The organism is Variovorax sp. KBS0712 (assembly GCF_006323185.2).
Classification (GTDB): Bacteria; Pseudomonadota; Gammaproteobacteria; order Burkholderiales; family Burkholderiaceae_C; genus Variovorax; species Variovorax boronicumulans.
Genome location: NZ_VCCD02000001.1, coordinates 1682070 through 1708661 on the forward strand (window position 1 = coordinate 1682070; position 26592 = coordinate 1708661).

The 26592-nt window shown below is 66.8% G+C and carries 23 protein-coding genes, 3 tRNA genes and 2 pseudogenes; 5 read left to right on the forward strand and 23 right to left on the reverse strand.

All coding sequences use genetic code 11. The features are described from left to right. Nucleotides 1-41: 41 nt before the first annotated feature. From FFI97_RS07695 to rpsB, 16 genes and pseudogenes are all read right to left on the reverse strand, one after another. Nucleotides 42-827, reverse strand: coding sequence for a TrmH family RNA methyltransferase (locus FFI97_RS07695; RefSeq protein ID WP_139704613.1), 786 nt, complete (start codon nt 825-827; stop codon nt 42-44). A gap of 7 nt (nt 828-834) precedes the next feature. After that, nucleotides 835-1566 (reverse strand): ribonuclease HII, encoded by a 732-nt coding sequence (gene rnhB / locus FFI97_RS07700; protein WP_260684930.1) that lies wholly within the window; start codon nt 1564-1566, stop codon nt 835-837. Then, entirely contained in the window at nt 1538-2686 is a 1149-nt protein-coding gene (gene lpxB / locus FFI97_RS07705; RefSeq protein ID WP_139704615.1) for a lipid-A-disaccharide synthase, read from the reverse strand. Before lpxB ends, rnhB begins: the two co-directional genes overlap by 29 nt. A 10-nt stretch (nt 2687-2696) precedes the next feature. Beyond that, a complete protein-coding gene (gene lpxA, locus FFI97_RS07710) occupies nt 2697-3485 on the reverse strand; it encodes an acyl-ACP--UDP-N-acetylglucosamine O-acyltransferase (protein ID WP_095745191.1) in 789 nt (262 codons plus the stop codon). A 25-nt stretch (nt 3486-3510) separates the two neighbouring features. Beyond that, entirely contained in the window at nt 3511-3966 is a 456-nt protein-coding gene (fabZ, locus tag FFI97_RS07715; RefSeq protein ID WP_056582588.1) for a 3-hydroxyacyl-ACP dehydratase FabZ, read from the reverse strand. 23 nt (nt 3967-3989) lie between these two features. Continuing rightward, nucleotides 3990-4967 carry a UDP-3-O-(3-hydroxymyristoyl)glucosamine N-acyltransferase gene (lpxD, locus tag FFI97_RS07720; RefSeq protein ID WP_139704617.1) on the reverse strand — a complete coding sequence of 326 codons (978 nt, stop codon included), beginning with the start codon at nt 4965-4967 and terminating at the stop codon, nt 3990-3992. A gap of 14 nt (nt 4968-4981) precedes the next feature. Beyond that, nucleotides 4982-5527, reverse strand: a complete 546-nt coding sequence (locus FFI97_RS07725) for an OmpH family outer membrane protein (protein WP_062471593.1) — start codon at nt 5525-5527, stop codon at nt 4982-4984. Beyond that, entirely contained in the window at nt 5528-7960 is a 2433-nt protein-coding gene (gene bamA, locus FFI97_RS07730; RefSeq protein WP_062471595.1) for an outer membrane protein assembly factor BamA, read from the reverse strand. It lies immediately after the preceding gene. A 38-nt stretch (nt 7961-7998) separates the two neighbouring features. Beyond that, a pseudogene (gene rseP / locus FFI97_RS07735) lies at nt 7999-9377 on the reverse strand (RIP metalloprotease RseP). A 21-nt stretch (nt 9378-9398) separates the two neighbouring features. Next, nucleotides 9399-10587: pseudogene (gene ispC, locus FFI97_RS07740) on the reverse strand (1-deoxy-D-xylulose-5-phosphate reductoisomerase). Then, nucleotides 10584-11429: a phosphatidate cytidylyltransferase gene (locus FFI97_RS07745; RefSeq protein WP_139704623.1), complete on the reverse strand. Its 846-nt coding sequence runs from the start codon at nt 11427-11429 to the stop codon at nt 10584-10586. The pseudogene ispC and the gene FFI97_RS07745 overlap by 4 nt, the downstream one beginning before the upstream one ends. A gap of 24 nt (nt 11430-11453) precedes the next feature. Then, entirely contained in the window at nt 11454-12179 is a 726-nt protein-coding gene (gene uppS / locus FFI97_RS07750) for a polyprenyl diphosphate synthase (RefSeq protein ID WP_062471606.1), read from the reverse strand. Between the two features lie 8 nt (nt 12180-12187). Continuing rightward, a complete protein-coding gene (frr, locus tag FFI97_RS07755; RefSeq protein WP_062471609.1) occupies nt 12188-12748 on the reverse strand; it encodes a ribosome recycling factor in 561 nt (186 codons plus the stop codon). Between the two features lie 11 nt (nt 12749-12759). Further along, nucleotides 12760-13482 carry a UMP kinase gene (pyrH, locus tag FFI97_RS07760; protein ID WP_095947731.1) on the reverse strand — a complete coding sequence of 241 codons (723 nt, stop codon included), beginning with the start codon at nt 13480-13482 and terminating at the stop codon, nt 12760-12762. Between the two features lie 99 nt (nt 13483-13581). Beyond that, on the reverse strand, nt 13582-14505 hold the full coding sequence (tsf, locus tag FFI97_RS07765) for a translation elongation factor Ts (RefSeq protein ID WP_139704625.1): 924 nt from the start codon (nt 14503-14505) through the stop codon (nt 13582-13584). 81 nt (nt 14506-14586) lie between these two features. After that, entirely contained in the window at nt 14587-15342 is a 756-nt protein-coding gene (gene rpsB / locus FFI97_RS07770) for a 30S ribosomal protein S2 (protein ID WP_062471618.1), read from the reverse strand. 205 nt (nt 15343-15547) lie between these two features. On the opposite strand from rpsB, the gene FFI97_RS07775 reads away from it, so the two are divergent. After that, nucleotides 15548-16870 (forward strand): amidase, encoded by a 1323-nt coding sequence (locus FFI97_RS07775; protein WP_139704627.1) that lies wholly within the window; start codon nt 15548-15550, stop codon nt 16868-16870. A 57-nt stretch (nt 16871-16927) separates the two neighbouring features. After that, entirely contained in the window at nt 16928-18181 is a 1254-nt protein-coding gene (locus FFI97_RS07780; protein WP_139704629.1) for a D-amino acid dehydrogenase, read from the forward strand. Here FFI97_RS07780 and FFI97_RS07785 read toward each other — a convergent pair. Then, a complete protein-coding gene (locus FFI97_RS07785; RefSeq protein ID WP_139704631.1) occupies nt 18171-18590 on the reverse strand; it encodes a hypothetical protein in 420 nt (139 codons plus the stop codon). The two genes, FFI97_RS07780 and FFI97_RS07785, sit on opposite strands and share 11 nt — an antisense overlap. A gap of 43 nt (nt 18591-18633) precedes the next feature. Between FFI97_RS07785 and FFI97_RS07790 the strand changes: the two genes are divergently transcribed. Further along, the gene (locus FFI97_RS07790) at nt 18634-20097 is read left to right on the forward strand and encodes an NAD(P)H-hydrate dehydratase (protein WP_139704632.1); all 1464 of its coding nucleotides are present in this window, start codon (nt 18634-18636) and stop codon (nt 20095-20097) included. Between the two features lie 9 nt (nt 20098-20106). Here the strand turns inward: FFI97_RS07790 and FFI97_RS07795 are convergent, their stop codons facing one another. Further along, a complete protein-coding gene (locus FFI97_RS07795) occupies nt 20107-20871 on the reverse strand; it encodes an SDR family oxidoreductase (protein WP_101493008.1) in 765 nt (254 codons plus the stop codon). Between the two features lie 65 nt (nt 20872-20936). Beyond that, nucleotides 20937-23204, reverse strand: coding sequence for a ribonuclease R (rnr, locus tag FFI97_RS07800; protein ID WP_409574620.1), 2268 nt, complete (start codon nt 23202-23204; stop codon nt 20937-20939). An 81-nt stretch (nt 23205-23285) separates the two neighbouring features. Here rnr and FFI97_RS07805 point away from each other — a divergent pair. Then, nucleotides 23286-23370 (forward strand) — tRNA-Leu (locus FFI97_RS07805). 253 nt (nt 23371-23623) lie between these two features. After that, nucleotides 23624-23708: transfer RNA gene (locus FFI97_RS07810), tRNA-Leu, on the forward strand. Nucleotides 23709-23792: 84 nt separating this feature from the next. Here the strand turns inward: FFI97_RS07810 and rimO are convergent. The 4 genes from rimO to FFI97_RS07830 all read right to left on the reverse strand — a co-directional run bounded on the left by rimO (nt 23793) and on the right by FFI97_RS07830 (nt 26578). After that, nucleotides 23793-25199, reverse strand: coding sequence for a 30S ribosomal protein S12 methylthiotransferase RimO (gene rimO / locus FFI97_RS07815; RefSeq protein WP_139704634.1), 1407 nt, complete (start codon nt 25197-25199; stop codon nt 23793-23795). A gap of 82 nt (nt 25200-25281) precedes the next feature. Further along, nucleotides 25282-25842: a polyhydroxyalkanoate synthesis repressor PhaR gene (gene phaR, locus FFI97_RS07820; RefSeq protein WP_062480702.1), complete on the reverse strand. Its 561-nt coding sequence runs from the start codon at nt 25840-25842 to the stop codon at nt 25282-25284. 69 nt (nt 25843-25911) lie between these two features. Next, complete coding sequence (locus FFI97_RS07825; protein WP_223301311.1) at nt 25912-26235, reverse strand: hypothetical protein; 324 nt, start codon at nt 26233-26235, stop codon at nt 25912-25914. 266 nt (nt 26236-26501) lie between these two features. Then, nucleotides 26502-26578: transfer RNA gene (locus FFI97_RS07830), tRNA-Val, on the reverse strand. Nucleotides 26579-26592 lie beyond the last annotated feature (14 nt).

The window sequence follows — 26592 nt, forward strand, 5'->3', positions numbered from 1 at the left end:
ATTTGCGAGTAAGCCCCCGATTGTAGCCCGGACTGGGTGTGTTATCTGGCCTGCAGGGCTGCTCCGCTCGCGTGCAGGCAGATGGCGGCCGCCGCCGCCACGTTGAGCGACTCTTCACCGCCCGGCTGCGCGATGCGGATGTGGTGGGCGGCCCGGGCCTCCAGCGCGGCCGAAACGCCCTGCCCCTCGTGGCCCATCAGCCAGGCGCAGGGGTGCGGCAGATCGGCCTTGTGCAGCCATTCGCCCCGGTGCGAACTGGTGGCCACCAGCGGCACCCGCAGCGCATCGAGCGCGTCGATGTCCACGCCTTCGACCAGCCGCAGGCCGAAGTGGGCCCCCATGCCGGCGCGCAGCACCTTCGGCGCCCACAGGGCGGCCGTGCCCTTGAGCGCGATCACCTGGGTGAAGCCGAAAGCCGCCGCGCTGCGCAGGATGGAGCCGGCATTGCCGGCGTCCTGCAGGCGGTCGAGCACCACGCTCGGGGCGTCGGGGAGGATTTCGGGCCGCGGTGGCAGGTCAAGCACGAAACCCATCGGCGCGGGTGACTCCAGGCCGCTCACTGCGCGCAGCAGGTCGTCGGCGACCACTACCGTTTTGATAGCGCTCTGTACCCATTCGGCGGGTGCAGAGGGCCAGAACGCTTCCGAAAACACCGCCACCGCCGGCCGGACGCCGCGGGCCAGCGCCGCGCGACACAGGTGATCGCCCTCGAGCCAGAGCCGGCCGAGCTTGCGGTAGGCGCCCGGGTCCTGCGCGAGCTTGCGCAAATCCTTGAGCAAGGGGTTGTCGCGCGAGCTGATGTGGCTCGGGCCGGTGTCGGTGGTCATGGCGGGCTCAGGGGGCGGCGCGCGGATCGAGGCGCGCGCCATGGTTCTCGGCGGCGCCGATCACGTGGGCGACCGAAACCTCGCCGGCCAAGACGTCGACGCCTGAAGTTGCGGCGGCCGTGCGCGCCAGCGCCGCTGCCACCGGGCTGAACGAGCGGCGGTGATGCACGCAGGCGCCGTGACGCTGGAGTGCCTCGAGGTGCTCGCGCGTGCCGTAGCCCTTGTGGCCGGCGAAGCCGTAGTGCGGAAATTCGTCGTGCAGTTGCGTGCAGAGCCGGTCGCGGTGCACCTTGGCCAGGATGGACGCGGCCGAGATCGCCTTGACCCGCGCATCGCCCTTAACGATGGCTTCGGCCAGCACGTCGAGCCGGGGCAGCCGGTTGCCGTCCACCAGCACCTTGACCGGTTTCAGCCGCAGGCCTTCGACCGCGCGACGCATCGCGAGCATGGTGGCCTGCAGGATGTTGAGGCTGTCGATCTCCTCGACCGAGGCCTGGGCGATCGAGCAGCACAGCGCCTTGGCCAGGATCTGGTCGTGCAGGCGTTCGCGCTGCAGGGCCGTGAGCGTCTTGGAGTCGGCCAGGCCACGGATCGGGCGCAGGTCGTCGAGGATCACGGCCGCAGCCACCACGGGGCCGGCCAGCGGCCCGCGCCCTGCCTCGTCGACGCCCGCCATCAGGCCGGGCGCGTCCCACACCAGCGGGGCCTGCTCAGCCTTCAAGAACTTTCTGGATCGCATCGGCGCACAGTGTGGGCGTGTCGCGCTGCAATTGCACATGCAGCGCTGAAAATCTTTGTTGCAGCGCCTGCGTCTTCGCGGGCGCGTCGAGCCATTCGAGCGTGGCGTTGGCCAGGGCCTCGGGCGAGGCGGCTTCCTGCAGCAGTTCGGGCACCACGAACTCGCGGCACAGGATGTTCGGCAGCCCGACCCAGGGCTGCAGCTGCTTGCGCTGCATGAGGCGCCACGAGAGCCCGTTCATGTTGTACGCGATGACCATCGGCCGCTTGAACAGCGCCGCCTCAAGCGTGGCCGTGCCGCTGGCGATCAGCGTGACGTCGCAGGCCGCGAGCGCGGCGTGCGACTGGCCGTCGAGGAGTTTCACCCGCCCGGCCATGCCGGCGGCCTGCAGCAAGCTTTCGACCTCGGCGCGCAACCCCGGCAGGATCGGCGCGATGAACTGCAGCTTCGGCTTGGCCTTCTGCATCAGCGCCGCGGCCGCGAAGAAGCGGGTCGCGAGGTAGCGGATCTCGGAGCGGCGGCTGCCGGGCAGCAGCGCGACGACCTGCGCCTCGGGGTCCAGCCCCAGCGCAGCGCGGGCGGCGGCGCGGTCGGGCGTCATCGGGATCACGTTGGCAATCGGATGGCCCACATAGCTCGCGGCCACGCCCTGCTTTTCGAGCAGTTCGGGCTCGAACGGGAAGATGCACAGCACGTGGTCGGCGGCGGCGCGGATCTTGTCGATGCGGTCGGCACGCCAGGCCCAGATCGAGGGGCAGACGAAGTGAACGGTCTTGATGCCGTCGCTGCGCAGGCCGGCTTCGAGGTCGAGGTTGAAATCGGGCGCGTCGACGCCGATGAACAGCTCGGGGCGCTCGCGCAGCAGCCGGGCCTTGAGCTGGCGACGGATGCCGGCGATCTCGGCGTAGTGCCGAAGCACCTCGATGTAGCCGCGCACCGCCAGCTTTTCCTGCGGCCACCAGCTCTGGAAGCCATGGGCCAGCATGCGCGGACCGCCGATGCCGACGGTCTGCAAGGCAGGCCAGCGGGCTTCGAGGCCGTCGAGCAGCAAGCCCGCGAGCAGGTCGCCGGACGCTTCGCCCGCGACCAGCGCGAAGCGGCGCTGTTCGTTCGTGCTCATCGCGCCCATGTCAGCGCGCGATGCCGCGCGTTGAATGAGCGAGGAAGGCCTCCATCAGCGCGACATCGCCGGCGGCCTCGGGCATTTCCGCCGCGAGCTCGGCGATGGCGGCGCGCGCCTCTTCGAGCGTCTTGCCCTGGCGGTACAGCAGGCGGTGCATCTGCTTGACCGCCGCGAGCCGCTGCGCCGAGAAATCGCGCCGGCGCAGGCCCACGATGTTGAAGCCGCGCACGGCCAGCGGATTGCCGTCGACCAGCATGAACGGCGGCACGTCCTGCGAGATCGCGCTCGCGAAACCGACCATGGCGTGCGCACCCACCGAAACGAACTGATGGATGCCCGTCAGCCCGCCGATCGTGACCCAGTCGGCCAGATGCACGTGCCCGGCCAGCGTGGTGTTGTTGGACAGCGTCGTGTGGTTGTCGACCCGGCAGTCGTGCGCGATGTGCGTGTACGCCATGATCCAGTTGTCGTTGCCGACACGCGTGATGCCCCCTGCCCCGGGCACGCCGAGGTTGAAGGTGCAGAACTCGCGGATCACGTTGCGGTCGCCGATGGTCAGCTCGGTCGGCTCGCCCGCGTACTTCTTGTCTTGGGGGATCGCGCCGAGCGACGAGAACTGGAAGATCCTGTTGTCGCGCCCGATGGTGGTGCGCCCTTCGATCACGCAGTGCGCGCCGATGGTGGTGCCCGCGCCGATCCGCACGTGCGGGCCGATCACGGTGTAGGGACCGACCGACACCGAGGCGTCGAGCTGGGCCTTCGGGTCGACGATCGCGGTCGAATGAACCTGGGTCATGCCTTGCAAGAGACGATGAGCCGGATCAGCTGTTGATCTGGCGCATGGCGCACATCAGCGAGGCTTCGCACGCCAGTTCGCTGCCCACGAGCGCACGGCCCTTGAACTTCGAGATGCCGGCCTTCATGCGCTCGATCTCGACTTCCAGCGTGAGCTGGTCGCCCGGCTCCACGGGGCGCTTGAAGCGCGCGCCGTCGATGGCCGCAAAGTAGTAGACCGTGTTGTCGTCGGGCACGATGTCCAGCGAGCGGAACGACAGCAGCGCCGCGGCCTGCGCCATGGCTTCGAGCATCAGCACGCCCGGCATCACCGGACGGTGCGGGAAGTGGCCGTTGAAGAAAGGCTCGTTCATCGTCACGTTCTTGAGGGCCGTGATGCGCTTGCCCTTTTCCATGCTCAACACCCGGTCCACCAGGAGAAACGGGTAGCGATGCGGCAGCAACTTGAGAATTTGGTGGATATCGAGCGTCGTGTCCGTCATGGTGTTCTGTTCCTGCATCGTCGTCATTGTTTCGAGGGGGCTTTTTCCAGCGCCTTCAGTCGTTCGCGCAGGCTGTGCAACTGCTTGAGTGTTGCCGCATTCTTTTCCCAGTTCGCATTGTCATCGATCGGAAACATGCCGGTGTACTGGCCCGGCTTGCGGATGGAACGCGTCACCACGGTGGCGGCCGACACGTGCACGCCGTCGGCCACCGTGAGGTGACCCAGCACGATGGCGCCGCCGCCGAAGGTGCAATTCGCGCCGATGGTGGCGCTGCCGGCCACGCCGACGCAGCCCGCCATGGCGGTGTGCTTGCCGACGCGCACGTTGTGGCCGATCTGGATCAGGTTGTCGAGCTTCACGCCGTCTTCGATCACGGTGTCGTCGAGCGCGCCGCGGTCGATGCAGGTGTTGGCACCGATCTCGACGTCGTTGCCGATGCGCACCGCGCCCAGCTGCTCGATCTTGACCCAGGCGCCCTGGTGCGGCGCGAGGCCGAAGCCGTCGGCCCCGATCACCACGCCGGGGTGCAGCAGGCAGCGCTCGCCGATGGTGCAGTCTTCACTGACCGTGACACGCGACTTCAGCACGGTGCCCGCGCCGATGCGCGCGCCCCGCTCCACCACGCACAGCGCGCCAATGCGCGCGGTGGCGTCGACCTGAGCTTCGGGATGGATCACGGCGGAGGGATGGATGCGATCGGCTTCCGGGCGCGCATGGTGCGCTTTCCACAGCTGCGTCAGGCGCGCAAAGTAGTAGTACGGATCGGACGTGACGATGTAGGCGCCACGCGCCGCGGCGGCCTCGCGCATGGCGGGCGACACGATGACACAGGCCGCCTTGGAGGCGGCCAGTTCCTGCTGGTATTTGGGATGGCTCAGGAAGCTGAGCGCATCGGGCTGTGCATTCTGAAGCGGCGCGAGCCGCTCGATGGACAGCGTGGAATCTCCATGAAGCTCGCCCCCGAGGGCGTCAACGATGGCTCCGAGCTGCAGCGACACGCCGGTTCGCGGCGTTACTTGCCGGCCGCAGGCGCAGAGGAGCCGACCGACGCGTTGAGCGCCTTGATCACCTTGTCGGTGATGTCGTGCTTCGGGTTGATGTAGATCGCTTCCTGGAGGATGGCGTCGTACTTTTCAGCTTCGGCGACCTGCTTGACCACGCGGTTGGCGCGCTCGTAGACCTGCTGGAGCTCTTCGTTCTTGCGCGCATTCAGGTCTTCCTGGAACTCGCGGCGCTTGCGCTGGAAGTCGCGGTCCTGGTCGACCAGCGAACGCTGGCGCGAGACGCGCTGGCTTTCCGACAGGGTCGGTGCCTCGCGCTCGAACTTCTCCGAGGCCGTCTTCAGCGCATCGCCCTGCACGGTCAGGTCCTTTTCGCGCTTGAGGAATTCAGCCTCGAGCTTGGCTTGCGCGGTCTTGGCCGGCTGCGCTTCACGCAGCACACGGTCGGGGTTCACGAAACCGATGCGAAAGCTTTCCTGGGCCTGCGCGGGCGCAGCCACGAGGGCAAAAGCGGGAATCAGGAACGCGCCGGCGGCGGCGCGAATCAAATGCTTCATTTAGAAAGACGTTCCGATCTGGAATTGGAGGCGCTGAATTCTATCCTTCGGGATCACGACGAACCCGGTGCTCGGATCCGTCACTTCCTTCTGGGACTTGACGGGGAAGGCGTAGGCCAGGCGCAGCGGGCCCAGCGGCGAGATCCAGCTGATGCCCAGGCCGACCGAGGCGCGCAGCTTCTTCTGGGCCTTCCACTGTTCGTCCGTCACGTTGGGTGCGCGGGAACCGAACACGTTGCCGACGTCGAAGAAGCCGTACAGGCGCAGCGTGCGGTCGTTGCCGGCGCCGGGGAACGGCGTGCTCAGCTCGGCGTTGAAGATGGCCTTCTTGGTACCGCCCAGTGCCGCGCCTTCGGTCTGGCCGAGCAGCGGCTGGTCGCGCGGGCCCAGCGAGTTCTGCTCGAAACCGCGGATCGAACCCAGGCCACCGGCGTAGAAGTTCTTGAAGATCGGGTAGACCTTGCCACCGAAGGCCTTGGCATAACCCACTTCGCCGTTGATGGCGAAGGTGTACTGCTTGTTGATCGCGAAGAACTGCTGGTACTGGTAGCTTGTCTTCAGGTACTTCATGTCGCCGCCCACGCCCAACTCGAGGTTGGCGCGCTGCAGGCGGCCGGTGGTCGGGACCAGCGCGCTGTCGCGGCTGTCGCGGCCCCAGCCCACGGTCAGCGGGATGCCCCAGACACTCTTCTGGTCGCAGCTGGTGACGAACCAGCCGGTCGCGTCCTTGCCGCAGTGGAAGTAGTTCAGGTACGACTGCGGCGTGGTGAGGCCGGCGAGCGCCGAGCGGTTCGGGTCGAACGCGTAGCGCTCCAGGCCGACACCGAAGAAGACGGTGTCGAGTTCGCTGAACGGCACGCCGAAACGGATCGAGGCGCCCTGGTTCACCAGCTTGTAGTCGCCGTCTTCGTTCGTGGAGTACGGACGCGTCGTCGTGTGGTAGACGCTGATCGTGCGCGAGATGCCGTCCTTCGTGAAGTACGGGTCGGTGGTGGTCAGCGACAGCGTGCGGTTGTACTTGCTGGTGTTGACCTGCACGCCCAGGAAGTTGCCCGAGCCGAACACGTTTTCCTGCGAGATGCCGAAGGTCAGCGCGACCTTTTCCGCGCTCGAGTAGCCGGCGCCCAGCTGCAGCGTGCCGGTGGGCTTTTCGGCCACGTTGACGGTCAGGTCGACCTGGTCGGGCGAGCCCGGCACTTCCTGGGTCTCGACGTTCACTTCGGTGAAGAAGCCCAGGCGGTCCACGCGGTCGCGCGAGACCTTGATCTTGTCGCCGTCGTACCACGAGGCTTCGAACTGGCGGAACTCGCGGCGGATCACTTCGTCGCGCGTCTTGTTGTTGCCGCCGACCGACACGCGGCGCACGTACACGCGGCGCGAAGGCTCGGCCTGCAGCGTGAGCGTGACGCGGTTGTTCACGCGGTCGATGTCCGGACGCGCCTGCACGCGGGCGAAGGCGTAGCCGAAGGTGCCGAAGTAGTCGCTGAAGGCCTTGGTGGTCTCCGTGACCTGCTCGCCGTTGTAGGGCTCGCCGGGCTTGATCGTGATGAGCGACTTGAACTCGTCGTCGCGGCCCAGGTAGTTGCCGTCGAGCTTGATGCCCGCCACCACGAACTTCTCGCCTTCGGTGATGTTCACCGTGACGCTCAGGTCCTTGCGGTCCGGCGAAATGGCGACCTGGGTCGAATCGATGCGGAACTCGAGGTAGCCGCGGGTGATGTAGTAGCTCTTCAGCGTCTCGAGGTCGGCGTTGAGCTTGGCGCGCGAGTACTGGTTCGACTTGGTGTACCAGCTCATGAAGCCGCCGCTGTCCTGGTCGAACAGGCTCAGCAGCGTCGATTCGCTGAAGGCCTTGTTGCCGACCACGTGCACTTCGCGGATCCGGGCGGACTCGCCTTCGGTCACGGTGAACGTCAGGTTCACGCGGTTGCGCTCGATGGGCGTGACGGTGGTCACGACGTTCGCGTTGTAGAGGCTGCGGCTCACGTACTGGCGCTTGAGCTCCTGCTCGGCGCGGTCGGCCAGGGCCTTGTCGTACGGGCGACCGTCGGCCAGCCCGATTTCACGCAGCGCCTTCTGCAGCGCCGCCTTGTCGAATTCCTTGGCGCCGACGAAGTCGACGTCGGCGATGGTGGGCCGCTCTTCGACGATCACCACCAGCACGTTGCCGTTGACGTCGATGCGCACGTCCTTGAACAACCCCAGGTCGAACAGCGCACGGATCGCGGCCGAGCCGCGTTCGTCGCTGTAGGTGTCGCCCACACGCAGGGGCAGCGACCCGAAGATCGTGCCGGCCTCGACGCGTTGCAAGCCTTCGACGCGGATATCGCGCACCGTGAAAGGCTCGACGGCCCAAGCGGCCGTGGCCGCCAGCGTGCTGGCCACCACCGCGGCAACGCTACGCAGGCGAAAGCGACTGAAGTTTGTGTTCATCTGTGAATTGGGCCGGCACGGAAAGGGCCGGCAGAAAGTTAACCAAAGAGCCGCGTGACGTCGTTGAAGAGTGCGACCGACATCATCACCAGCAGCAAGGCGACACCGCCACGCTGCAGCCGTTCCATCCAGGCGTCGGAGACGCTTTTCCCGGTCAGGCCCTCCCAAAGATAATACATCAGGTGCCCCCCATCGAGGACCGGCAACGGCATCAGGTTGAGCACCCCGAGGCTCACGCTGATGAGAGCGAGAAAGACCAGGTACTGCGTCAGACCGAGGCTGGCGGACTTGCCGGCGTAATCAGCAATTGTTAAGGGACCGCTCAGGTTCTTGATCGAGGCCTCGCCGATCAGCATCTTGCCCATCATGCGAACTGTGAGCGCGGACACCTCCCAGGTGCGCACCACGCCACGCCAGACGCCGTCGATGACGCCCTGGCGCACCGTGACCATCTCGGGCGGCGCGCCGACGTAGGCGCCGATGCGCGCGACCTTGGCGGCGCCCTCTTCGCGCACTTCCGGCTTGACCTCGAGCGAGAGCGGCTGGCCGCCGCGCTGGAGCTGCCAGGTCTGCGTGCGCGCCTGCCCGGAGGCGTCGACCGAGGCCCGGATGACTTCGCGCAGCTGCTGCCCGTCGAGGATGGGGGTGTCGCCGACGGTCAGGACCAGGTCGCCGTGGCGAAGGCCCGAACGCTCGGCCGCGCTGCCCGCCACGACCTCACCGATCTCGGGGCGGGTCAGCGGTGCGACCACGCCGATCTTGCGGAACATCTGCGGATCGGCGTCCTTGGCCTCCATGCGGCTCAGCGGCAGGACCAGTTGACGGCCGGGCCGACCACCCTCGCCCGCCACTTCGAGCGTGAGGTCGCGGCCATCGAGCGCGCCGCGCGTCATGCGCCAGCGCAGGTCTTCGAAGGACTGGACCGGCGACAGGTCGCCGTCGAAACCGGCCTGGGTGATGTGTTCGCCGCCGCGCAGGCCGGCCGACTCGGCCAGCGACGCCGCCACCGGCCGGGCCAGCTTGGCCACGGGCTCGTCGACGCCGATCCAGTTGACCGCCGTGTACAGAACGACCGCCAGCAGCAGGTTGGCGATCGGGCCGGCGGCCACGATGGCCGCGCGCGAGCGCAGCGGCTGGGTGTTGAAGGCGCGGTGCCGCTCGTCGGGCGCCACGGGGCCTTCGCGCTCGTCGAGCATCTTGACGTAGCCGCCGAAGGGAAAGGCGCCGATCACGAACTCGGTCTGCTGCCCCGGATGCTGCCGCTTGGGCTGCCAGCGCAGGAGGGCCTTGCCGAAGCCGACCGAGAAGCGCTCCACCTTGACGCCGCAGGCCACGGCCACGCGGTAGTGGCCGTATTCGTGGACCGCGATGAGGACGCCGAGAGCGACCACAAAAAAGCTATGACGGTGAGCATCAGGGTCCTCTGCGCTGTAGGGAATCAGGCCGCGAAACGTGCCGCGGCGGCATTGGCCGCCTCGCGGGCGCTGGCGTCGAGCGCCAGCAGGTCGGCCAGCGATGCCGGCTTGGAGGGCATGACCGCCTCCAAAGTTTCCAGGTTGACCGCATGAATGCGATCGAAACGCAGGCGCCGGTCGAGAAAGGCGGCCACCGCCACCTCGTTGGCCGCGTTCAGCACCGCCGTGGTGCCCGACGCAGCGCGCAAGGCCTGCCACGCCAGGCCCAGGCCGGGGAACAGCGCAGGATCGGGCGCGTCGAAGGTCAGCGAGCCCATCTGGCGGAAATCGAGCCGTGCCGCCCCGCTTTCGATGCGCTCCGGCCAGGCCAGCCCGACCGCGATCGGCACCCGCATGTCGGGCGTGCCGAGCTGCGCGATGACCGAGGCGTCGGTGAACTGCACCATCGAATGGACCACGCTCTGCGGGTGGATGACGACCTCGATCTGCTCCGGCGACACGCCGAACAGGTGTCGCGCCTCGATCACCTCGAGCGCCTTGTTCATCATCGTGGCCGAGTCGACCGAGATCTTGCGGCCCATGACCCAGTTCGGGTGCGCGCAGGCCTGCTCGGGCGTCACGGCGCCCAGCGTGTCGGGTGCCCGGGTGCGGAACGGGCCGCCCGAGGCGGTCAGGATGATCTTGTCGATGCGCCGCGCCCAGGTGGACGGGTCTTCGGGCAGCGACTGGAAAATGGCCGAATGCTCGCTGTCGATGGGCAGCAGCGTGGCGCCGCCCTCCTGCACCGTGCGCATGAACAGCTCGCCGCCGACGACCAGGGCTTCCTTTGTTGGCCAGCAGCAGGCGCTTGCCGGCGCGCGCAGCAGCCAGGCAGGGTGCCAGGCCGGCGGCACCGACGATGGCGGCCATCACGGCATCGACTTCGTCGTCCGACGCTATTCTTTCGAGAGCATCGTCGCCCATCAGGACGCGGGTCGGCAGATTGTTCTGCTTGAGCTTTTCAGCCAGCAGCGCGGCATGCGGCGCACTCGCCATGACGGCGAAGCGCGGCGAGAAGCGCGCGCATTGGGCCAGCAGCTCGTCGGCCTTGGTGGCCGCCGAGAGCGCAAACACCTCGAAGCATTCGGGGTGACGGGCAATGACGTCGAGCGTGCTGACACCGACCGAACCGGTCGAGCCAAGCACCGTGACACGTTGTTTGGGAGTGTTCACAGGAAAGCCAGCATCATGGCAATGGGAAGTGCCGGCAAGAGGGCATCCACGCGGTCGAGCACGCCGCCGTGGCCGGGCAGCAGCCGGCTGCTGTCCTTGGCGCCGGCGCTGCGCTTGATCAACGATTCGACGAGGTCGCCGACGACGCTCATCGCCGCCAGGAACACCGCCCCGATCAGCAGCAGCCACCAGCCGCGCTCATGCAGGCGGGTGTAGAAGCTGGGCACCGTGGCGCCCAGGCTCTTGTCGGCCCAGACCCAGGCGAACGCCAGCACGATGACGCCGGCCATGCCGCCCCAGACACCTTCCCAGCTCTTGCCGGGGCTGATGGCGGGCGCCAGCTTGGCGCGCGTGAACTTCAGGCCGAAGGCGCGGCCGGCGAAATAGGCGAACACGTCCGCCACCCAGACCAGCACCAGGATCGACAGCAGGAAGTTGATGCCGACCATGCGCGCCTGCACCGCCGCGAGCCATGCGACCCACAGCGCCAGCAGGCCGCCCACCAGCCGCAGTCCGCGCGGAATGCGCGGCCAGCCGGGCACCGCGACGCGCAGCAGCGCCGCGCCGCCGAGCACCCAGGCCGCACTGGCCAGGGACCACATGAGGAACAGGCGCTGCTCCAGCAGCCCCAGCCACCACGACAGCCCGCACAGCGCCACCATCTCGGCGCCCAGGAACAGCGACATACCCTGCCCGTAGCCGTTCAGGCGCCCCCACTCCCACGCGGCGGCGCCGATCAGCACCAGCATCACGCAGGCGAAGGGAATGTGGTTTCGGTAGAACAGCGCCGGCAGCAGGATCGCGAGCAGCACGATCGCCGTGAGGATGCGTTGTTTGAGCATGCGGAAGGTGGTGTCGGGCCGTTGTCAGGCCGCGGAAGCCGAGACCTGCGCCGAGGTCTGGCCGAAGCGACGCTCGCGGCCCTGGAACGCGGCAATGGCCTCGTCCAGTGCGGCTTCGTCGAACTCGGGCCAGAGCTTGTCGCTGAAGAACAGCTCGGCGTAGGCACTCTGCCAAAGCAGGAAATTCGACAGCCGCTGCTCGCCACCCGTGCGGATGAACAGGTCGGGGTCGGGCACGTGGGCCAGCGCCATGGCGCGATCGAGGTTCATCTCGGTCATGGGCAGGCCCTGCTCGGCGAGCTTGGCCGCGGCGCGGGCGATGTCCCAGCGCCCGCCGTAATTGAAGCAGATGTTGAGAATCAGACGCGTGTTGTGGGCCGTGGTCTGCTCGGCCGACACCAGGCCGGCCACCATCTTGTCGGACAGGCCGGCGCGTTCACCCACGAAATGCAGCCGCACGCCATCGGCGTTGAGGCGCGGCACTTCGCGTGCGAGTGCCCCGACCATCAGCTGCATCAGGCCGGAGACTTCTTCAGGGGGACGGTTCCAGTTCTCCGAGGAGAACGCGAACACGGTGAGCACGCCCACGCCACGGTCGGCGCAGGCCTTGACGCAGCGCCGCAGCGACTCCACGCCCTGCTTGTGCCCCGCCACGCGGGGCAGGAAGCGCTTGGTGGCCCACCGGCCATTGCCATCCATGACGATGGCAACGTGGTGCGGAGGGGGCGTCGTCTGCGGCGAGGAGGCCATGCGGAGCCTCAAACGGCCATGATCTCCGCTTCTTTCGCGGCGACCAGACGGTCGATTTCCGCGATGTGCTTGTCGGTGACCTTCTGGATGTCGCCTTCGGCGCGCTTCTGATCGTCTTCCGAGGCCAGCTTGTCCTTCACGAGCTTCTTGACGGCTTCGTTCGCGTCGCGGCGCAGGTTGCGCGTCGCGATCTTGGCGCTTTCGCCTTCGTTGCGGACCAGCTTGGTCATTTCCTTGCGGCGCTCTTCGCTCATGGCGGGCAGCGGCACGCGGATCAGGTCGCCCATCGATGCCGGGTTCAGGCCCAGGTCGCTTTCGCGGATGGCCTTCTCGATCTTGGCGCCCATGCCCTTTTCCCAGGGCTGGACGCTGATGGTGCGCGAGTCGAGCACCGACACGTTCGCCACCTGGCTCAGCGGCACCTGCGAGCCGTAGTACTCGACGTGGATCGAGTCGAGCAGTGCCGAGTTGGCGCGGCCCGTGCGGATCTTGGTGAGGTTGTTCTGGAAGGCGGCGAGCGACTGGTTCATCTTCGCGTCGGTCGCACTGCGAATGTCTGCAATGGTCATCTCATTTACTCCTAGGCATGCACCAGCGTGCCCTCGTCCTCGCCCATCACGACGCGCTTGAGGGCGCCGTTCTTGAAGATCGAGAACACCTTGATCGGCAGCTTCTGGTCGCGGCACAGCGCGAAGGCCGTGGCGTCCATGATGCCGAGATTCTGCGCAATCGCCTCGTCGAAGGTGAGCGAGGCGTAGCGCGTGGCTTCGGGGTGGGTCTTGGGATCGGCGGTGTAGACGCCGTCCACCTTGGTCGCCTTGAGCACCAGCTCGGCGCCGATCTCGGCACCGCGCAGCGCGGCGGCCGTGTCGGTCGTGAAGAAGGGGTTGCCGGTACCGGCCGCAAACACCACGACCTTGCCCTCTTCGAGGTACTGCAGGGCCTTGGGGCGCACATAGGGCTCGACCACCTGCTCGATGGCGATGGCGGACATCACGCGGGCCACGAGGCCCTGCTTGTTCATCGCGTCGGCCAGGGCCAGCGAGTTCATGACGGTGGCCAGCATGCCCATGTAGTCGGCCGTGGCGCGGTCCATGCCGACGGAGCCTCCCGCGACGCCGCGGAAGATGTTGCCGCCGCCGATCACGACCGCCACCTGGACGCCCATGTTCACGACCTCGGCCACTTCTTCGACCATGCGCACGATAGTGGCGCGGTTGATGCCGAAGGCGTCATCGCCCATCAGTGCCTCACCCGACAGCTTCAACAAGATTCGCTTGTGGGCTGGGCGGGCATCAGACATGGGCATTTTCCTTAGAGGGTTGGCGGGGGCGAGTGTAAAACGTGGCGGTGAAAAAGCGGCGGCACGCTGTCGCGCACCGCCGCTTGGAGGCCTGCCGGATCAGGCGGCAGCCTTGGCAGCAGCGACCTGGGCAGCCACTTCGGCTGCGAAGTCGTCGACCTTCTTCTCGATGCCTTCGCCGACCACGTACAGGGTGAAGCCCTTGATCGTGGTGTCGGCGGCCTTGAGCATCTGCTCGACGGTCTGCTTGTCGTTCTTCACGAACGGCTGGTTGTGCAGCGAGACTTCCTTGAGGTACTTCTGCACGCCGCCTTCGATGCGCTTGGCAACGATGTCGGCCGGCTGCGGCTTCTTGCCTTCGGCTTCGGCCGTCTTGCGGTCTTCTTCAGCCTTGCCAGCGGCCACGGCGCGCTCTTTTTCGATCAGCTCGGCAGGCACATCCGATGCCTGGATGGCGACCGGCTTCATGGCGGCGATGTGCATCGCGACGTCCTTGGCCGAGGTGTCGTCACCTTCGAATTCGACCATCACGCCGATGCGCGTGCCGTGCAGGTACGACGCCAGCTTGCCGTTGCCCGTGAAGTGCTTGAAGCGGCGGAAGCTCATGTTCTCGCCGATCTTGCCGATCAGGCCTTTGCGCACGTCTTCGAGCGTAGGGCCGAAGCCGTCCTGCTCGTAGGCCAGCGCGCCCAGCGCGGCGATGTCTGCGGGATTGTTCTTGGCGACCAGCATCGCGGCAGCATTGGCCATGGCCAGGAAGCTGTCGTTCTTGGTGACGAAGTCGGTTTCGCAGTTGATTTCGATCATGCCGCCGGCAGCGCCGTCGACGAAAGCCGTGACCACGCCTTCAGCAGTGATGCGGCCCGATGCCTTGCCAGCCTTGTTGCCGAGCTTGATGCGCAGCAGCTCTTCGGCCTTTTCCATGTTGCCGTCGGCCTCCGTCAGAGCCTTCTTGCATTCCATCATGGGCGCATCGGTCTTCGCGCGCAGTTCGCCGACCATGCTTGCGGTGATTGCAGCCATTTGTGTATCTCCGTAAATCCAAAAATCAGGTTAAAAAAAAGGGGCACCAAAGCCCCTTCTTCAGGCTCGCGAACGCGCCTATCAGGCCGAAGCGCCTTCTTCGACTTCGACGAATTCGTCGCCGCTGCCTTCGGCAACGGCCTTGACCACGTCACCACCGGCGCTGTTGCGGCCTTCGATGATCGCGTCGGCGATGCCACGGGCGTACAGCGTGACGGCCTTCGACGAGTCGTCGTTGCCAGGAATCACGTAGTCGATGCCTTCGGGCGAGTGGTTGGAGTCGACCACGCCGATCAGCGGGATGCCGAGCTTCTTGGCTTCGGCCACGGCGATCTTGTGGAAGCCCACGTCGATCACGAAGATGGCGTCGGGCAGCGCAGCCATGTCCTGAATGCCGCCGATGTCCTTCTCGAGCTTCGCGATTTCGCGCGAGAACGTGAGCTGTTCTTTCTTGCTCAGACTGTCGAGGCCGGCTTCTTGCTGGGCCTTCATGTCCTTCAGACGCTTGATCGAGGTCTTGACGGTCTTGAAGTTGGTCAGCATGCCGCCGAGCCAGCGGGTGTCGACGAAAGGCACGCCGGCGCGGCGGGCTTCTGCAGCGACGATTTCACGGGCCTGGCGCTTCGTGCCGACCATCAGGATCGTGCCGCGGTTGGCCGTGAGTTGCTTGGCGTACTTCATCGCGTCCTGGAACATCGGGAGCGACTTTTCCAGGTTGATGATGTGAATCTTGTTGCGGTGACCGAAGATGAACGGAGCCATCTTGGGGTTCCAGAAGCGGGTTTGGTGACCGAAGTGGACACCGGCTTCCAGCATTTCGCGCATGGTGGTCGACATTGAATTTACTCCAAAGGTTGGGTCTAAAATCCAGCCCGTTTTGCGCCCCTTCGACGGGGTCGCAACACCTTGATTGGGCCGGTTTGCGGATGTGCTTGACTGGCGGCGACAAAACTGTCGCATAACCAGCGAAACCCAAAGAGTATAGCACGGCGGCCACCCCCTCCTCCCTCGAACCGAGCCGTTCCAAGGTACCCTCGACGCCATGAACGACCTTCACGCCACCCGTCTCACCCTTCTGGCTGGCGGTTCCGATGCGCGCACCGAAATGGAGCGCGCCATCGCCCTCTCCGAATCTCCCGCCTGCGCCCACGTTTTCACCCGCACGATGTTCGACGAGGCCCGCGCGGCCGCCGCCGCATCGGCGCCCGAAAGCCGCCTCGCCGGGCTTGCCTTCACCAGCAAGGACCTGTTCGACGTCGCCGGCCAGCCGACACCCGCCGGCTCGGCCGTGCTCTCGCACGCACCGGCCGCCCCAGCCGATTCGCTCGCCGTGGCCCGACTGCGCGCCGCCGGCGGCGTGCTGACCGGGCGCACCAACATGACGGAGTTCGCCTTTTCCGGCGTCGGCGTCAACCCGCACCACGGCACGCCGGCCAACGTGAGTGACGCTGCCACGCCGCGCATTCCGGGCGGCTCGTCCTCCGGCGCGGCGATCTCGGTGGCGAGCGGTGCGGCCTTCATCGGCCTGGGCTCCGACACCGGCGGCTCGATCCGCATCCCGGCGGCACTGAATGGCATCGTCGGCTTCAAGAACACCGCCCGCCTCACGCCGGCCGACGGCGCACTGCCCCTGTCGACCACGCTCGACACCGTCTGCGCCATGACCCGCTCGGTGCGCGACGCCGTCACCGCGCACGAAATTCTCTCGGCGCGGCAGGTGACGCCCGGCTCGGCGCCGCTGTCGGCCTACCGGCTGGCCGTCGTGAAGAACGTCTTCCTCGACGACCTCGAGCCCACCGTGGCCACGGCCTTCGAGCGCACCCTCGCGACCCTGCGCGCCACGGGCGCTCATATCCACGAGATCGAACTGCCCGAGCTGGCCGACCTGCAGGCCATCAACGCCACCGGCGGCTTCTCGGCGGCCGAGTCGTACGCCTGGCACCGGCTGCTGCTGGAGCGCAGCGGCGCCGGCTACGACCCGCGCGTGGCGCAGCGCATCCTGCGCGGCGCGGGCATGAAGGCGCACGAGTACATCGACCTGGTCCGCGCCCGCCGCGACTGGATCGCCCGTGTCGAGAAGGCGCTGGCACCGTTCGACGCCGTGGTGTCGCCGACCGTGCCGATCACGGCGCCGTCCATCGCCAGCGTGGCACCGGGCGCCGAGCGCGACGACGAATTCTTCCGCGTCAACGCGCTGCTGCTGCGCAACCCGTCGATCGTCAACATGCTCGACGGCTGCGCCATTTCGCTGCCCTGCCACGTCGCCGGCGAACTGCCGGTCGGCCTGATGCTGTGGCACGGCGCGATGCACGACGACGCCGTGCTCGCGGTGGCCCTCCAGGCCGAACGCACGCTGCAGAAATAACCGCTGGCACCGCCCGCCTCACGGGCGTCAGCCGCTTCTTTTATCTAGAACATTTCAATGAAAATCGCGATCGTGGGCGCCGGCATCGTCGGCGTCACCACCGCCTGGGAACTGGTTTCCGACGGCCATGAAGTGAGCGTGTTCGAGCGCCGCGGCGCCGCCGCCGAAGAGGCCAGCTTCGCCAACGCCGGCGTGGTCGCGCCGGGTTATGTCACGCCGTGGGCCGCACCGGGTATGCGCGGCAAGGTGCTGCGCTCGCTGCTGTCTTCGCACGGCGCCATCAAGCTGCGCTGGCCGCTGAGTTCGCGCGACCTCAGCTGGATGTCGCGCTGGCAGAAGGCCTGCAAGCTCGAGACCTACCTGGCCAACCGCGCCCGCATGCAGCGGCTGGCTTTCTACAGCCGCACCCGGCTGCACGCGGTGACCGAAGCGCGCGAGCTGAACTATGAACGCAGCGATGGCTACCTGGTGCTGCTGCGCTCCAAGCGCGAGAAAAAACTGGTGCAGCCCGGACTCGAGGTGCTGCGTTCGGCCGGTAGCGTGTTCCGCGAGATCGACGCCGACGAGGCCCGCCTGATCGAGCCCGCGCTCAACCCCGACACCCCGCTGGCAGGCGCGATCCACCTGCCAGAAGACGAGGTCGCGAACTGCCGCCAGTTCGCGCTGCTGCTCAAGTGGGAAGCGGAGGCTTTGGGCGCGCAGTTCCACTTCAACTGCGACATCGCCCCCCTGAGCCGCGCCACGCCCACCTCGCTGACGCTGGCCAGCGGCTCGGACGCATTGCAGTTCGACGCCATCGTGGTGTGCGCCGGCCTGTCGTCCGCCGCGCTGCTGCGTCCGCTGGGATTGCGCATTCCGCTGGCGCCGGTCTACGGTCACTCGGTCAGCGCCCCGGTGCGCGAGCCGCTCAACGCACCACGCAGCGCGGTGATGGACGAACGCTACAAGGTCGCGATCTCCCGCCTGGGCCAGCGCGTGCGCGTGGCCGGCAGCGCCGAGATCGGCGGCTCGCCCGACGCCATGAGCCCGGCCGCGATCCAGACGCTCTACAAGGTGCTGCACGACTGGTTTCCCGGCGCAGCCACGCTGCAGTCGGGCATCCAGCAATGGAAAGGCGCCCGCCCGATGCTGCCCGACGGCCCACCGGTGCTGGGTGCCAGCGGCATTCCCGGTGTGTGGCTCAACCTGGGCCACGGCTCGAGCGGCTGGGCGCTGTCGTGCGGCAGCGCGCGCGTGCTCGGCGACCTGATCGGTGGGCAAGACCCCGGCATCGACCTCGAAGGCCTGGGGATCGAGCGGCTCAGTCTTTAGGACCCCAGCGGCGCAGTTGCTCGGGGGTGGCCGGTTTTTCCACCGGCAGTTCGGGCCGGGGCGCCCAGCGTTGGGCGATCAACCCCAGGATCGCCGGCGCGATCAGCCCGAAGAACACCAGCACCAGCAGGTCCAGGCTCAACATCAGCCACTGCGTGCCGGACCCTGCCTCGACCGGCACGTCGAGCCACCGGATCACGCCGATGCCATAGCCCACGCCCAGGGCCCACGCGATGTCGCGCAGCGGCACCCGGCGCAACACCTCGGCCAGCAGGAACAGCCCCCACACCACGATCAGCAGGCCGACCGCCCAGGCCGCGCCGGCGATCATCGCTGCGGCCGCGCCAACGAAGCCGGCCAGGCACGCCAGCAGCAGAAGCAGCAACCAGCCGAAGGTCTTGAGCGTCATCGGTCGATGATAGGAGGCGCGGCGTCGGCGGCACAATGGCTCGATGCATCGCATCACGTCCGCCAGCGCCGCCGACCTGTTCGACATCGCCGCCACGCGCCGCATCGAGCAGGCGGCCGCCTCCGCCCTGCCCCCTCACACGCTGATGCAGCGCGCCGGCCTCGCCGCGGCGCGGCTCGCAATGGCGCTCGCGCCACACGCGCGAACGATCTGGATCGCCTGCGGCCCCGGGAACAACGGCGGCGACGGCTTCGAAGCCGCGGCGCAACTGCGGCATCGCGGCTTCTCTCCGGTCGTCACCTTCGTGGGCGATGAAGGCCGGCTGCCAGCGGATGCCAAGGCGTCGCTGCAGCGTGCGCGCGATGCGGGCGTCACCTTCGCCTCGGCGCCGCCATCAAGCTTCGAGCTGGCGATGGATGCGCTGCTCGGCATCGGATCAACCCGCCCGCCCTCGGGCACGATGGCCGAATGGCTTGCGCGGATGCACGCGAGCGCCTCGCCGGTGCTCAGCATCGACGTGCCCTCGGGCCTCGACGCCGACACCGGCATGCTGGCCTCCAACACAGATCAAGCACCGGCATCGGTCCGCACCACCCTCACCTTCCTCACGCTGAAACCCGGCTTGTTCACGGCGCAAGGCCGCGACGCAGCCGGCACGGTGTGGTTCGACGATCTGGGCTGCCGCGCTTTCATCCAGGAGCGACCGACGGCCCGCCTCGCAAGCACGCCCGATATCCAGCCGCGCACCCACGCCTCGCACAAAGGCAGCTACGGCGATGTCGCGGTGATCGGCGGCGCCTCGGGCATGGCTGGTGCCGCGCTGCTGGCCGGCTCGGCCGCGCTCCATGCCGGCGCAGGACGCGTGTTCGTCGGACTGCTCGATCCCCGCGCAGCGCCGGTCGACACCTCGCAGCCCGAGCTGATGCTGCGCGACGCCCATGCCCTGGACCTCGCCGGCATGACGGTCGTGTGCGGCTGCGGTGGCGGCGATGCCGTGCGCGAGCTGCTGCCGCGCGTGCTGTCGACGGCCGCCGCGCTGGTGCTCGACGCCGACGCGCTCAACGCCATCGCCACCGATCCGTCACTTCAGGCGCAACTGATCGCGCGAGGCCAGGCCGGCGCTCCCTCCGTGCTCACGCCGCACCCGTTGGAAGCCGCGCGCCTGCTCGGCGACACGACGGGTGGCGTGCAAGCCAACCGCCTGGCCGCGGCCCGCGCGCTGGCGTCGCGCTTCGGCGCGGTGACGGTGCTCAAGGGATCTGGAACAGTGATTGCCGACGCGAGCGACGGGCCGCCGGTCATCAACCCGACCGGCAATGCCCGCCTTGCCACCGCAGGCACCGGCGATGTGCTCGCCGGCATGATCGGCGCGGCGCTCGCGATGCGCCGCCCCGCATTCGAGGCGGCATGCGAAGCCGTCTGGCAGCACGGCCGCATCGCCGACCTGTGGCCGGCCGATGCGGCCCCGCTTACGGCGGGCTCGCTGGCCCGCCGCGCGCCTAGCTGAGCGCAGGACTCAGCCGCGCCCGACGAAGGGCATCTTCGTGGCCATGATCGTGTGGAAGAGCACGTTGGCTTCCAGCGGCAGGTTCGCCATGTAGAGCACCGACTGGCCGACGATCTTGACGTCGATCAGCGGCTCAATCGCTAGCTCGCCGCTGGCCTGCGGCACGCCGGTGGCCATGCGCGCGGCCAGCTCGGTCATGGCATTGCCCACGTCCACCTGCCCCACCGCGATGTCGTACTTGCGACCATCGAGCGACGCGGTCTTGGTCAGGCCTTCGACCGCGTGCTTGGTCGAGGTGTAAGCCGCGGAATTCGGCCGCGGCGTTGTCGCCGAGATCGAACCGTTGTTGATGATGCGACCGCCCCGCGGCGTCTGCGCCTTCATCGTGCGGAAGGCCTGCTGGATGCAGAAGAACATGCCGGTGAGGTTGATGTCCACCACGCCCTTCCACTGCTCGGGCGTCCAGTCCTCGAACGGTCCCGGCGGGTTGCCCACGCCGGCGTTGTTGAAAAGCAGGTCGACGCGCCCGAAGCGCTCGACCGTGGCGCCGAACAGCGCCTGCACCGAATCGGCATTGGCCACGTCGGTCGGCACCGCGAAGGCGCGCGCACCCGCGCCCGATTCTTCCGCCACTTGCTCCAGCGGCTCGAGGCGGCGCCCCGCAAGGGCCACGCTCCAGCCGTCAGCCAGCAAGGCCAGCGCGGCCGCGCGGCCGATGCCCGACCCGGCGCCCGTGACGATCGCGATGCGGCCCTTGTTGTTTTCCACGCTCATGCTTCATGTCTCCTTTTCAGCTGGTCCATACACACACGGTAAACACGTAGTGTGCACGGCGCATCTCATCCACGGCGGGGCTTGCGCCCCTTGCCCTGCATCTTGTTGGCGGCTTTCTTCACCGCCGACTTGAAGGCCTGCATGGCCGATTGCGGGCCGGCAGGTGCCACGGCAGCGCCGCCGCCGTGCTCCGACCTTGACTCGCCACCGGCCTCCGCCTTGTGGCGGGCGCTTCGCTTGGCCGACGCCTTCACCGGTGCGCTGCCTTTGTCCTTCATCGCACGCGAGGTCAGGTCTTCGCCTTCGCGCACGAGGCGGAAATCGATCTTGCGGCCATCGAGGTCGACGCGGCTCACCTGCACCCGCACCCGCGTTCCGATGGCGTAGCGGATGCCGGTGCGCTCGCCGCGCAGCTCCTGGCGCATCTCGTCGAACTTGAAGTATTCGCCGCCGAGCTCGGTGATGTGCACCAGCCCCTCGACGTACATCGCATCGAGCGTGACGAAGATGCCGAAGGTGGTGGCCGCGGTGACCACGCCGCCGTATTCCTCGCCAAGGTGCTCGCGCATGTACTTGCACTTGAGCCAGGCCTCGACGTCGCGGCTGGCTTCGTCGGCACGGCGCTCGTTAGCGCTGCAATGCAGGCCGGCGGCTTCCCAGGCCAGCACTTCCTTGCTGGGCGCGACGGTCGCCTTTTGCGGCTTGTTGGTCGGCGCCTTGACGCGTGAAGCGAGCCGCTTGGCCAGCTTGGCATGCGCTTCGCCGGGCGTCGGCAGCATCGGCAACTGGTAGCGCGTCTTGCCGAGGATCGCCTTGATCACGCGGTGCACCAGCAGGTCGGGGTAGCGCCGGATCGGGCTCGTGAAGTGCGTGTAGGCCTCGTAGGCCAGGCCAAAGTGGCCGCTGTTGAACGGCGTGTAGATCGCCTGCTGCATCGAACGCAGCAGCATGGTGTGGATCTGCTGCGAGTCGGGACGCTCCTTGGTGGCTTCGGCGATCGCCTGGAACTCACCGGGACGCGGCTCGTCGGTGATGCTCAGGCCCACGCCCATGGCCTTCAGGTAGCCGCGCAGGATTTCCTTCTTCTCGGGCGTCGGGCCTTCGTGCACACGGAACAGGCCCGGGTGCTTGCCTTCGGCGATGAAGTCAGCGCTGCAGACATTGGCGGCGAGCATCGCCTCCTCGATCAGGCGGTGCGCCTCGTTGCGCGTGCGCGGCACGATCTTCTCGATGCGGCCGGCGTCGTCGCAGATGATCTGCGTCTCGGTGGTTTCGAAGTCGACCGCGCCGCGCTTGCCGCGCTGCTTGAGCAGGGCCTTGTAGACGTCGGCGAGGTTCAGCAGGTCCTTGACGCGGTCCTTGCGCTTGGCCGCTTCGGGCCCGCGCGTGTTGCCGAGGATGGCGGCGACTTCGGTGTACGTGAAGCGCGCATGGCTGAACATCACGGCCGGATAGAACTGGTAGGCGTAGATCTCGCCATCGGCGGCAACCAGCATGTCGCACACCATGCACAGGCGCTCGACCTCGGGGTTGAGCGAGCACAGGCCGTTCGACAGCTTCTCGGGCAGCATCGGAATCACGCGGCGCGGGAAGTAGACGCTGGTGGCGCGGTCGTACGCATCGATGTCGATGGCCGAGCCGGTCTGCACATAAGCACTGACGTCGGCGATGGCGACCAGCAGGCGCCAGCCCTTGCCGCGGCCCACCTTGGCGGGCTCGCAGTACACGGCGTCGTCGAAGTCGCGGGCGTCTTCGCCGTCGATGGTGACGAGCGGCACGTCGGTGAGGTCGATGCGACCCTTCTTGTCGGCGGGGCGCACCTTCTCGGGCAGGGCCTTGGCCTGCGCCAGGCACTCCGCGGAAAACTCATGCGGCACGCCGTACTTGCGCACTGCGATTTCGATTTCCATGCCGGGGTCGTCGATCTCGCCCAGCACTTCTCTTACGCGGCCCACGGGCTGGCCGAACAAGGCCGGCGGCTCGGTGAGCTGGACGACCACCACCTGGCCGACCTTGGCGGGGCCGGTCGCGCCCTTCGGGATCAGGACGTCCTGGCCGTAGCGCTTGTCTTCCGGTGCAACGAGCCAGATCCCGCCTTCGTGCAACAGGCGGCCGATGATGGGTTGCTCGGGCCGCTCGACGATCTCGACCACGCGCCCCTCGGGGCGGCCGCGACGGTCCTGTCGCACGATGCGCGCCTTGACGCGATCCTTGTGCAGCACCGCGCGCATCTCGTTCGGTGGCAGGTAGATGTCTGCCTCGCCGTCGTCGCGTTGCACGAAGCCGTGCCCGTCGCGATGTCCTTGAACAGTTCCTTCGATTTCATCCAACAAGCTGCTGGAAGTGACATTATTTTTGATATGATCTCCTTCTTTCCTGAAATTCAAAACGTGGCTGCTTCTGCAGTCATGTGGGCCCAGATGGCGGAATTGGTAGACGCACTAGTTTCAGGTACTAGCGAGTAACATCGTGGAGGTTCGAGTCCTCTTCTGGGCACCAAGTTTAAACAGACCTTTACCAGGTCATCCGATTGAAGCCACCGGTCTCCGGTGGCTTTTTTCATGGCCGCTCGAAACTGCATCAAACGGGCGACGCGATCGTCAGATCACGCCCCTCGATGCCGGCCATGCACGCACGATCGCACCCACCCGCCGCACGAGCGATGTCGTGCAGAAGCTGAAATTTCGACACGCTCAAAAGAGCGCGCCAAATTTGTGTATATAATCGTAGTCTTTGCTGAGAAGCAAAATTAGCCCAGATGGCGGAATTGGTAGACGCACTAGTTTCAGGTACTAGCGAGTAACATCGTGGAGGTTCGAGTCCTCTTCTGGGCACCAAGATTGAACAGACCCTTACCAGGTCTTCTATAAAAAGCCACCGGCCTCCGGTGGCTTTTTTCTTGGCCGTTTGAATCAGGTGCATCAAACGGGCAACGCGATCAGGTCGTGGCCTTCAGCGCCCACGATGCGTGCACGCGTGAACTCGCCGACCTTCATCGTCTTGCTGATCTTCTCGGGCGGCAGGAGGCGAACAGTGCCGTCGATCTCCGGCGCGTCGGCGTACGTGCGCCCCACCCCACCCTTGCGGCCCAGCGCCGGCGCTGAATCGACCAGCACCTGCATCGTCGAGCCGATGCGCTTTTGCAGCTTAGCGATCGACACGGCCTCGGCCACCTCCATGAAGCGGGCGCGGCGCGCTTCGCGCTCGGCTTCGGGCAGCATGCCCGGAATATCGTTGGCGGTGGCGCCTTCGACCGGACTGTAGGCAAAGCAGCCGGCACGATCGATTTCGGCCTCGCGGATGAAGTCGAGCAGGTGCTCGAACTCCTGCTCCGTCTCGCCCGGGAAGCCGGCGATGAAGGTGCTGCGGATCACGAGTTCGGGGCAGACCTCGCGCCAACGCGCGATCCGCTCCAGGTTCTTCTCGCCGCTGGCCGGCCGCTTCATGCGCTTGAGTACGTCGGGGTGGCTGTGCTGCAGCGGCACGTCGAGGTACGGCAGCACCAGGCCGCTCGCCATCAACGGAATGATTTCGTCAACGCTCGGATAGGGGTACACGTAGTGCAGGCGCACCCAGGCGCCATACGGCTCGGCAATTTCGCCCAGCGTGCGCACGAGTTCGAGCATGCGGGTCTTGACGGGCTTGCCGTCCCAGAAGCCGGTGCGGTACTTCACGTCGACGCCGTAGGCCGAGGTGTCCTGGCTGATCACCAGCAGCTCTTTCACCCCGCCCTCGAACAGGGCCTTGGCTTCGCTGAGCACATCACCCACCGGACGCGAGACCAGGTCGCCGCGCATCGAGGGAATGATGCAGAAGGTGCAGCGGTGGTTGCAGCCTTCGCTGATCTTCAGGTAGGCATAGTGCCGCGGCGTCAGCTTGAGGCCGGCCACGCCGAAGGTGTTCGGCACGAGGTCGATGAACGGATCGTGCGGCTTCGGCAGGTTGGCGTGCACCGCGTCCATCACTTCCTGAGTGGCATGCGGGCCGGTGACGGCCAGCACGCTGGGGTGCATCTGGCGTACGAGGTTGCCGCCCTGGTCGCCAGTCTTGGCGCCCAGACAGCCGGTGACGATCACACGGCCGTTCTCGGCGAGCGCTTCGCCGATGGTGTCCAAGCTTTCCTTCACCGCATCGTCGATGAAGCCGCAGGTGTTGACGATCACGAGGTCGGCACCCTCGAAAGTCTTGGCGGTTTGATACCCCTCGGCACTCAGCTGGGTCAGGATCAATTCGGAATCGGTCAAGGCCTTGGGGCAACCAAGGCTGACGAAGCCGACCTTGGGGGCGGTCGGCGTGACGGTACGTTCAGGGGAGGCAACTTCGCTCATAGGCCTCTATTGTCCCAGCTATCGGTGACAGCGGGGCATTCATCGGGCAGTCACCCCATTCGGGCGGGCCGCCGCGCGGCGCTCAGGGGCGCTTGATGCCAAAGGCGCCCAGCACCTGCTCGGTGTTTTTCTGCATCTGCTCCTGCATCTGCAGGAAGACGTTCTTCGATTGCTCGACGTAGTTGCCCATCAGCCCCTGGATCATCGGCGACTGCATGGTCATGAAGCGCGACCACATCTCGGGCGTCAGGCCTTCGGCCTTTTCGGCGAGCTGGGCCTGCATCTCGGTCATGGCCTGGATGTTCTTCTCGAGGTACGGGCCCATGTAGCCCTGCATGGCCTGGCCGTAGAAACGGATGATGTTGGCCAGCACCTGCTCGGTGAACATCGGCGCGCCGCCGGCCTCTTCTTCCAGGATGATCTGCAGCAGGATGCTGCGCGTGAGGTCGTCGCCGGTCTTGGCGTCGCGCACCACGAACTGCGCGTTCTTGATGACCAGCTGCTTGACCTCGGTCAGCGTGATGTACGTGGATGTCTCCGTGTCGTAGAGCCGTCGGTTGGGGTACTTCTTGATCACACGCTGGACCGGCTTCACCCCGGACTTCTTGCTCTGCACTACAGACTCCTTCACATGGACGCCCATGTCATCGGATGATTCTAGGGAGCGGTTTTGCTGCATCGCGACAAGGTTTACCCTGACCGTGATTCTTCTTCAGGCATCCGGCGCCGTCGCGTACTCGGCACCGCACGCATGACACGCCGCAGTTTCGGGGCGTTCCGGGGTCGACAACCTGAATCGCAGCGGGATCTTCTGCCCATAGACCACCCAGCACCGGGGGCAATGCTCCTGCCCCGCCGTCGGAAGATAGGCGCGTGCGCGCTGCTCGGCGCGCTCCTCGGTCACTGGCATGCCCTGTCGTTGTGCACGCGCCACTTCGCGTGCGGCCATGGTGTCGGCGCGGCCGGCGGCAAGGTCATTGATGCCGTAGACCGCGCGCGCGAATTCAAGAGGGGCTTGCTTGAGCAATGCGGCCACGCGGTGGTCGGCGTGCGCCCGATCAACTGGCGTTGATCGCGTATTCATCAGATCGCTTATCAAGGAAATTCGAGAAGGTTGGCAGACCGCTCAAGGTAGCACAACCACATGGCTCAGGCACCTTGCCTGCACCGCGCGAAGGGCCGCCCGTGAAAGGGGTTTTCGCTTGCGCCGATCACTCAGGACGACGGGCGAATCCAGAGACAAACACGTCGCCCAAACGACGAACGGGTTGCAGCGAAATCGCTGCAACCCGTGTTTGAATTTGGTAGGCGCGATTGGATTCGAACCAACGACCCCCACCATGTCAAGGTGGTGCTCTAACCAACTGAGCTACGCGCCTAAGAGAAGCATCGA

What these genes read in the sequence shown, in the direction of transcription:
- rimO (WP_139704634.1), bottom strand. Translation starts at nt 25,199, where the DNA reads ATGAGCGAAGTTGCCTCCCCTGAACGTACCGTCACGCCGACCGCCCCC.
- frr (WP_062471609.1), bottom strand. Translation starts at nt 12,748, where the DNA reads ATGACCATTGCAGACATTCGCAGTGCGACCGACGCGAAGATGAACCAG.
- FFI97_RS07725 (WP_062471593.1), bottom strand. Translation starts at nt 5,527, where the DNA reads ATGAAGCATTTGATTCGCGCCGCCGCCGGCGCGTTCCTGATTCCCGCT.
- FFI97_RS07790 (WP_139704632.1), top strand. Translation starts at nt 18,634, where the DNA reads ATGCATCGCATCACGTCCGCCAGCGCCGCCGACCTGTTCGACATCGCC.
- uppS (WP_062471606.1), bottom strand. Translation starts at nt 12,179, where the DNA reads ATGGCCTCCTCGCCGCAGACGACGCCCCCTCCGCACCACGTTGCCATC.
- FFI97_RS07780 (WP_139704629.1), top strand. Translation starts at nt 16,928, where the DNA reads ATGAAAATCGCGATCGTGGGCGCCGGCATCGTCGGCGTCACCACCGCC.
- lpxB (WP_139704615.1), bottom strand. Translation starts at nt 2,686, where the DNA reads ATGAGCACGAACGAACAGCGCCGCTTCGCGCTGGTCGCGGGCGAAGCG.
- FFI97_RS07745 (WP_139704623.1), bottom strand. Translation starts at nt 11,429, where the DNA reads ATGCTCAAACAACGCATCCTCACGGCGATCGTGCTGCTCGCGATCCTG.
- tsf (WP_139704625.1), bottom strand. Translation starts at nt 14,505, where the DNA reads ATGGCTGCAATCACCGCAAGCATGGTCGGCGAACTGCGCGCGAAGACC.
- FFI97_RS07785 (WP_139704631.1), bottom strand. Translation starts at nt 18,590, where the DNA reads ATGACGCTCAAGACCTTCGGCTGGTTGCTGCTTCTGCTGCTGGCGTGC.
- FFI97_RS07775 (WP_139704627.1), top strand. Translation starts at nt 15,548, where the DNA reads ATGAACGACCTTCACGCCACCCGTCTCACCCTTCTGGCTGGCGGTTCC.
- rpsB (WP_062471618.1), bottom strand. Translation starts at nt 15,342, where the DNA reads ATGTCGACCACCATGCGCGAAATGCTGGAAGCCGGTGTCCACTTCGGT.
- FFI97_RS07695 (WP_139704613.1), bottom strand. Translation starts at nt 827, where the DNA reads ATGACCACCGACACCGGCCCGAGCCACATCAGCTCGCGCGACAACCCC.
- pyrH (WP_095947731.1), bottom strand. Translation starts at nt 13,482, where the DNA reads ATGTCTGATGCCCGCCCAGCCCACAAGCGAATCTTGTTGAAGCTGTCG.
- rnhB (WP_260684930.1), bottom strand. Translation starts at nt 1,566, where the DNA reads ATGCGATCCAGAAAGTTCTTGAAGGCTGAGCAGGCCCCGCTGGTGTGG.
- bamA (WP_062471595.1), bottom strand. Translation starts at nt 7,960, where the DNA reads ATGAACACAAACTTCAGTCGCTTTCGCCTGCGTAGCGTTGCCGCGGTG.
- phaR (WP_062480702.1), bottom strand. Translation starts at nt 25,842, where the DNA reads ATGGGCGTCCATGTGAAGGAGTCTGTAGTGCAGAGCAAGAAGTCCGGG.
- FFI97_RS07795 (WP_101493008.1), bottom strand. Translation starts at nt 20,871, where the DNA reads ATGAGCGTGGAAAACAACAAGGGCCGCATCGCGATCGTCACGGGCGCC.
- lpxA (WP_095745191.1), bottom strand. Translation starts at nt 3,485, where the DNA reads ATGACCCAGGTTCATTCGACCGCGATCGTCGACCCGAAGGCCCAGCTC.
- fabZ (WP_056582588.1), bottom strand. Translation starts at nt 3,966, where the DNA reads ATGACGGACACGACGCTCGATATCCACCAAATTCTCAAGTTGCTGCCG.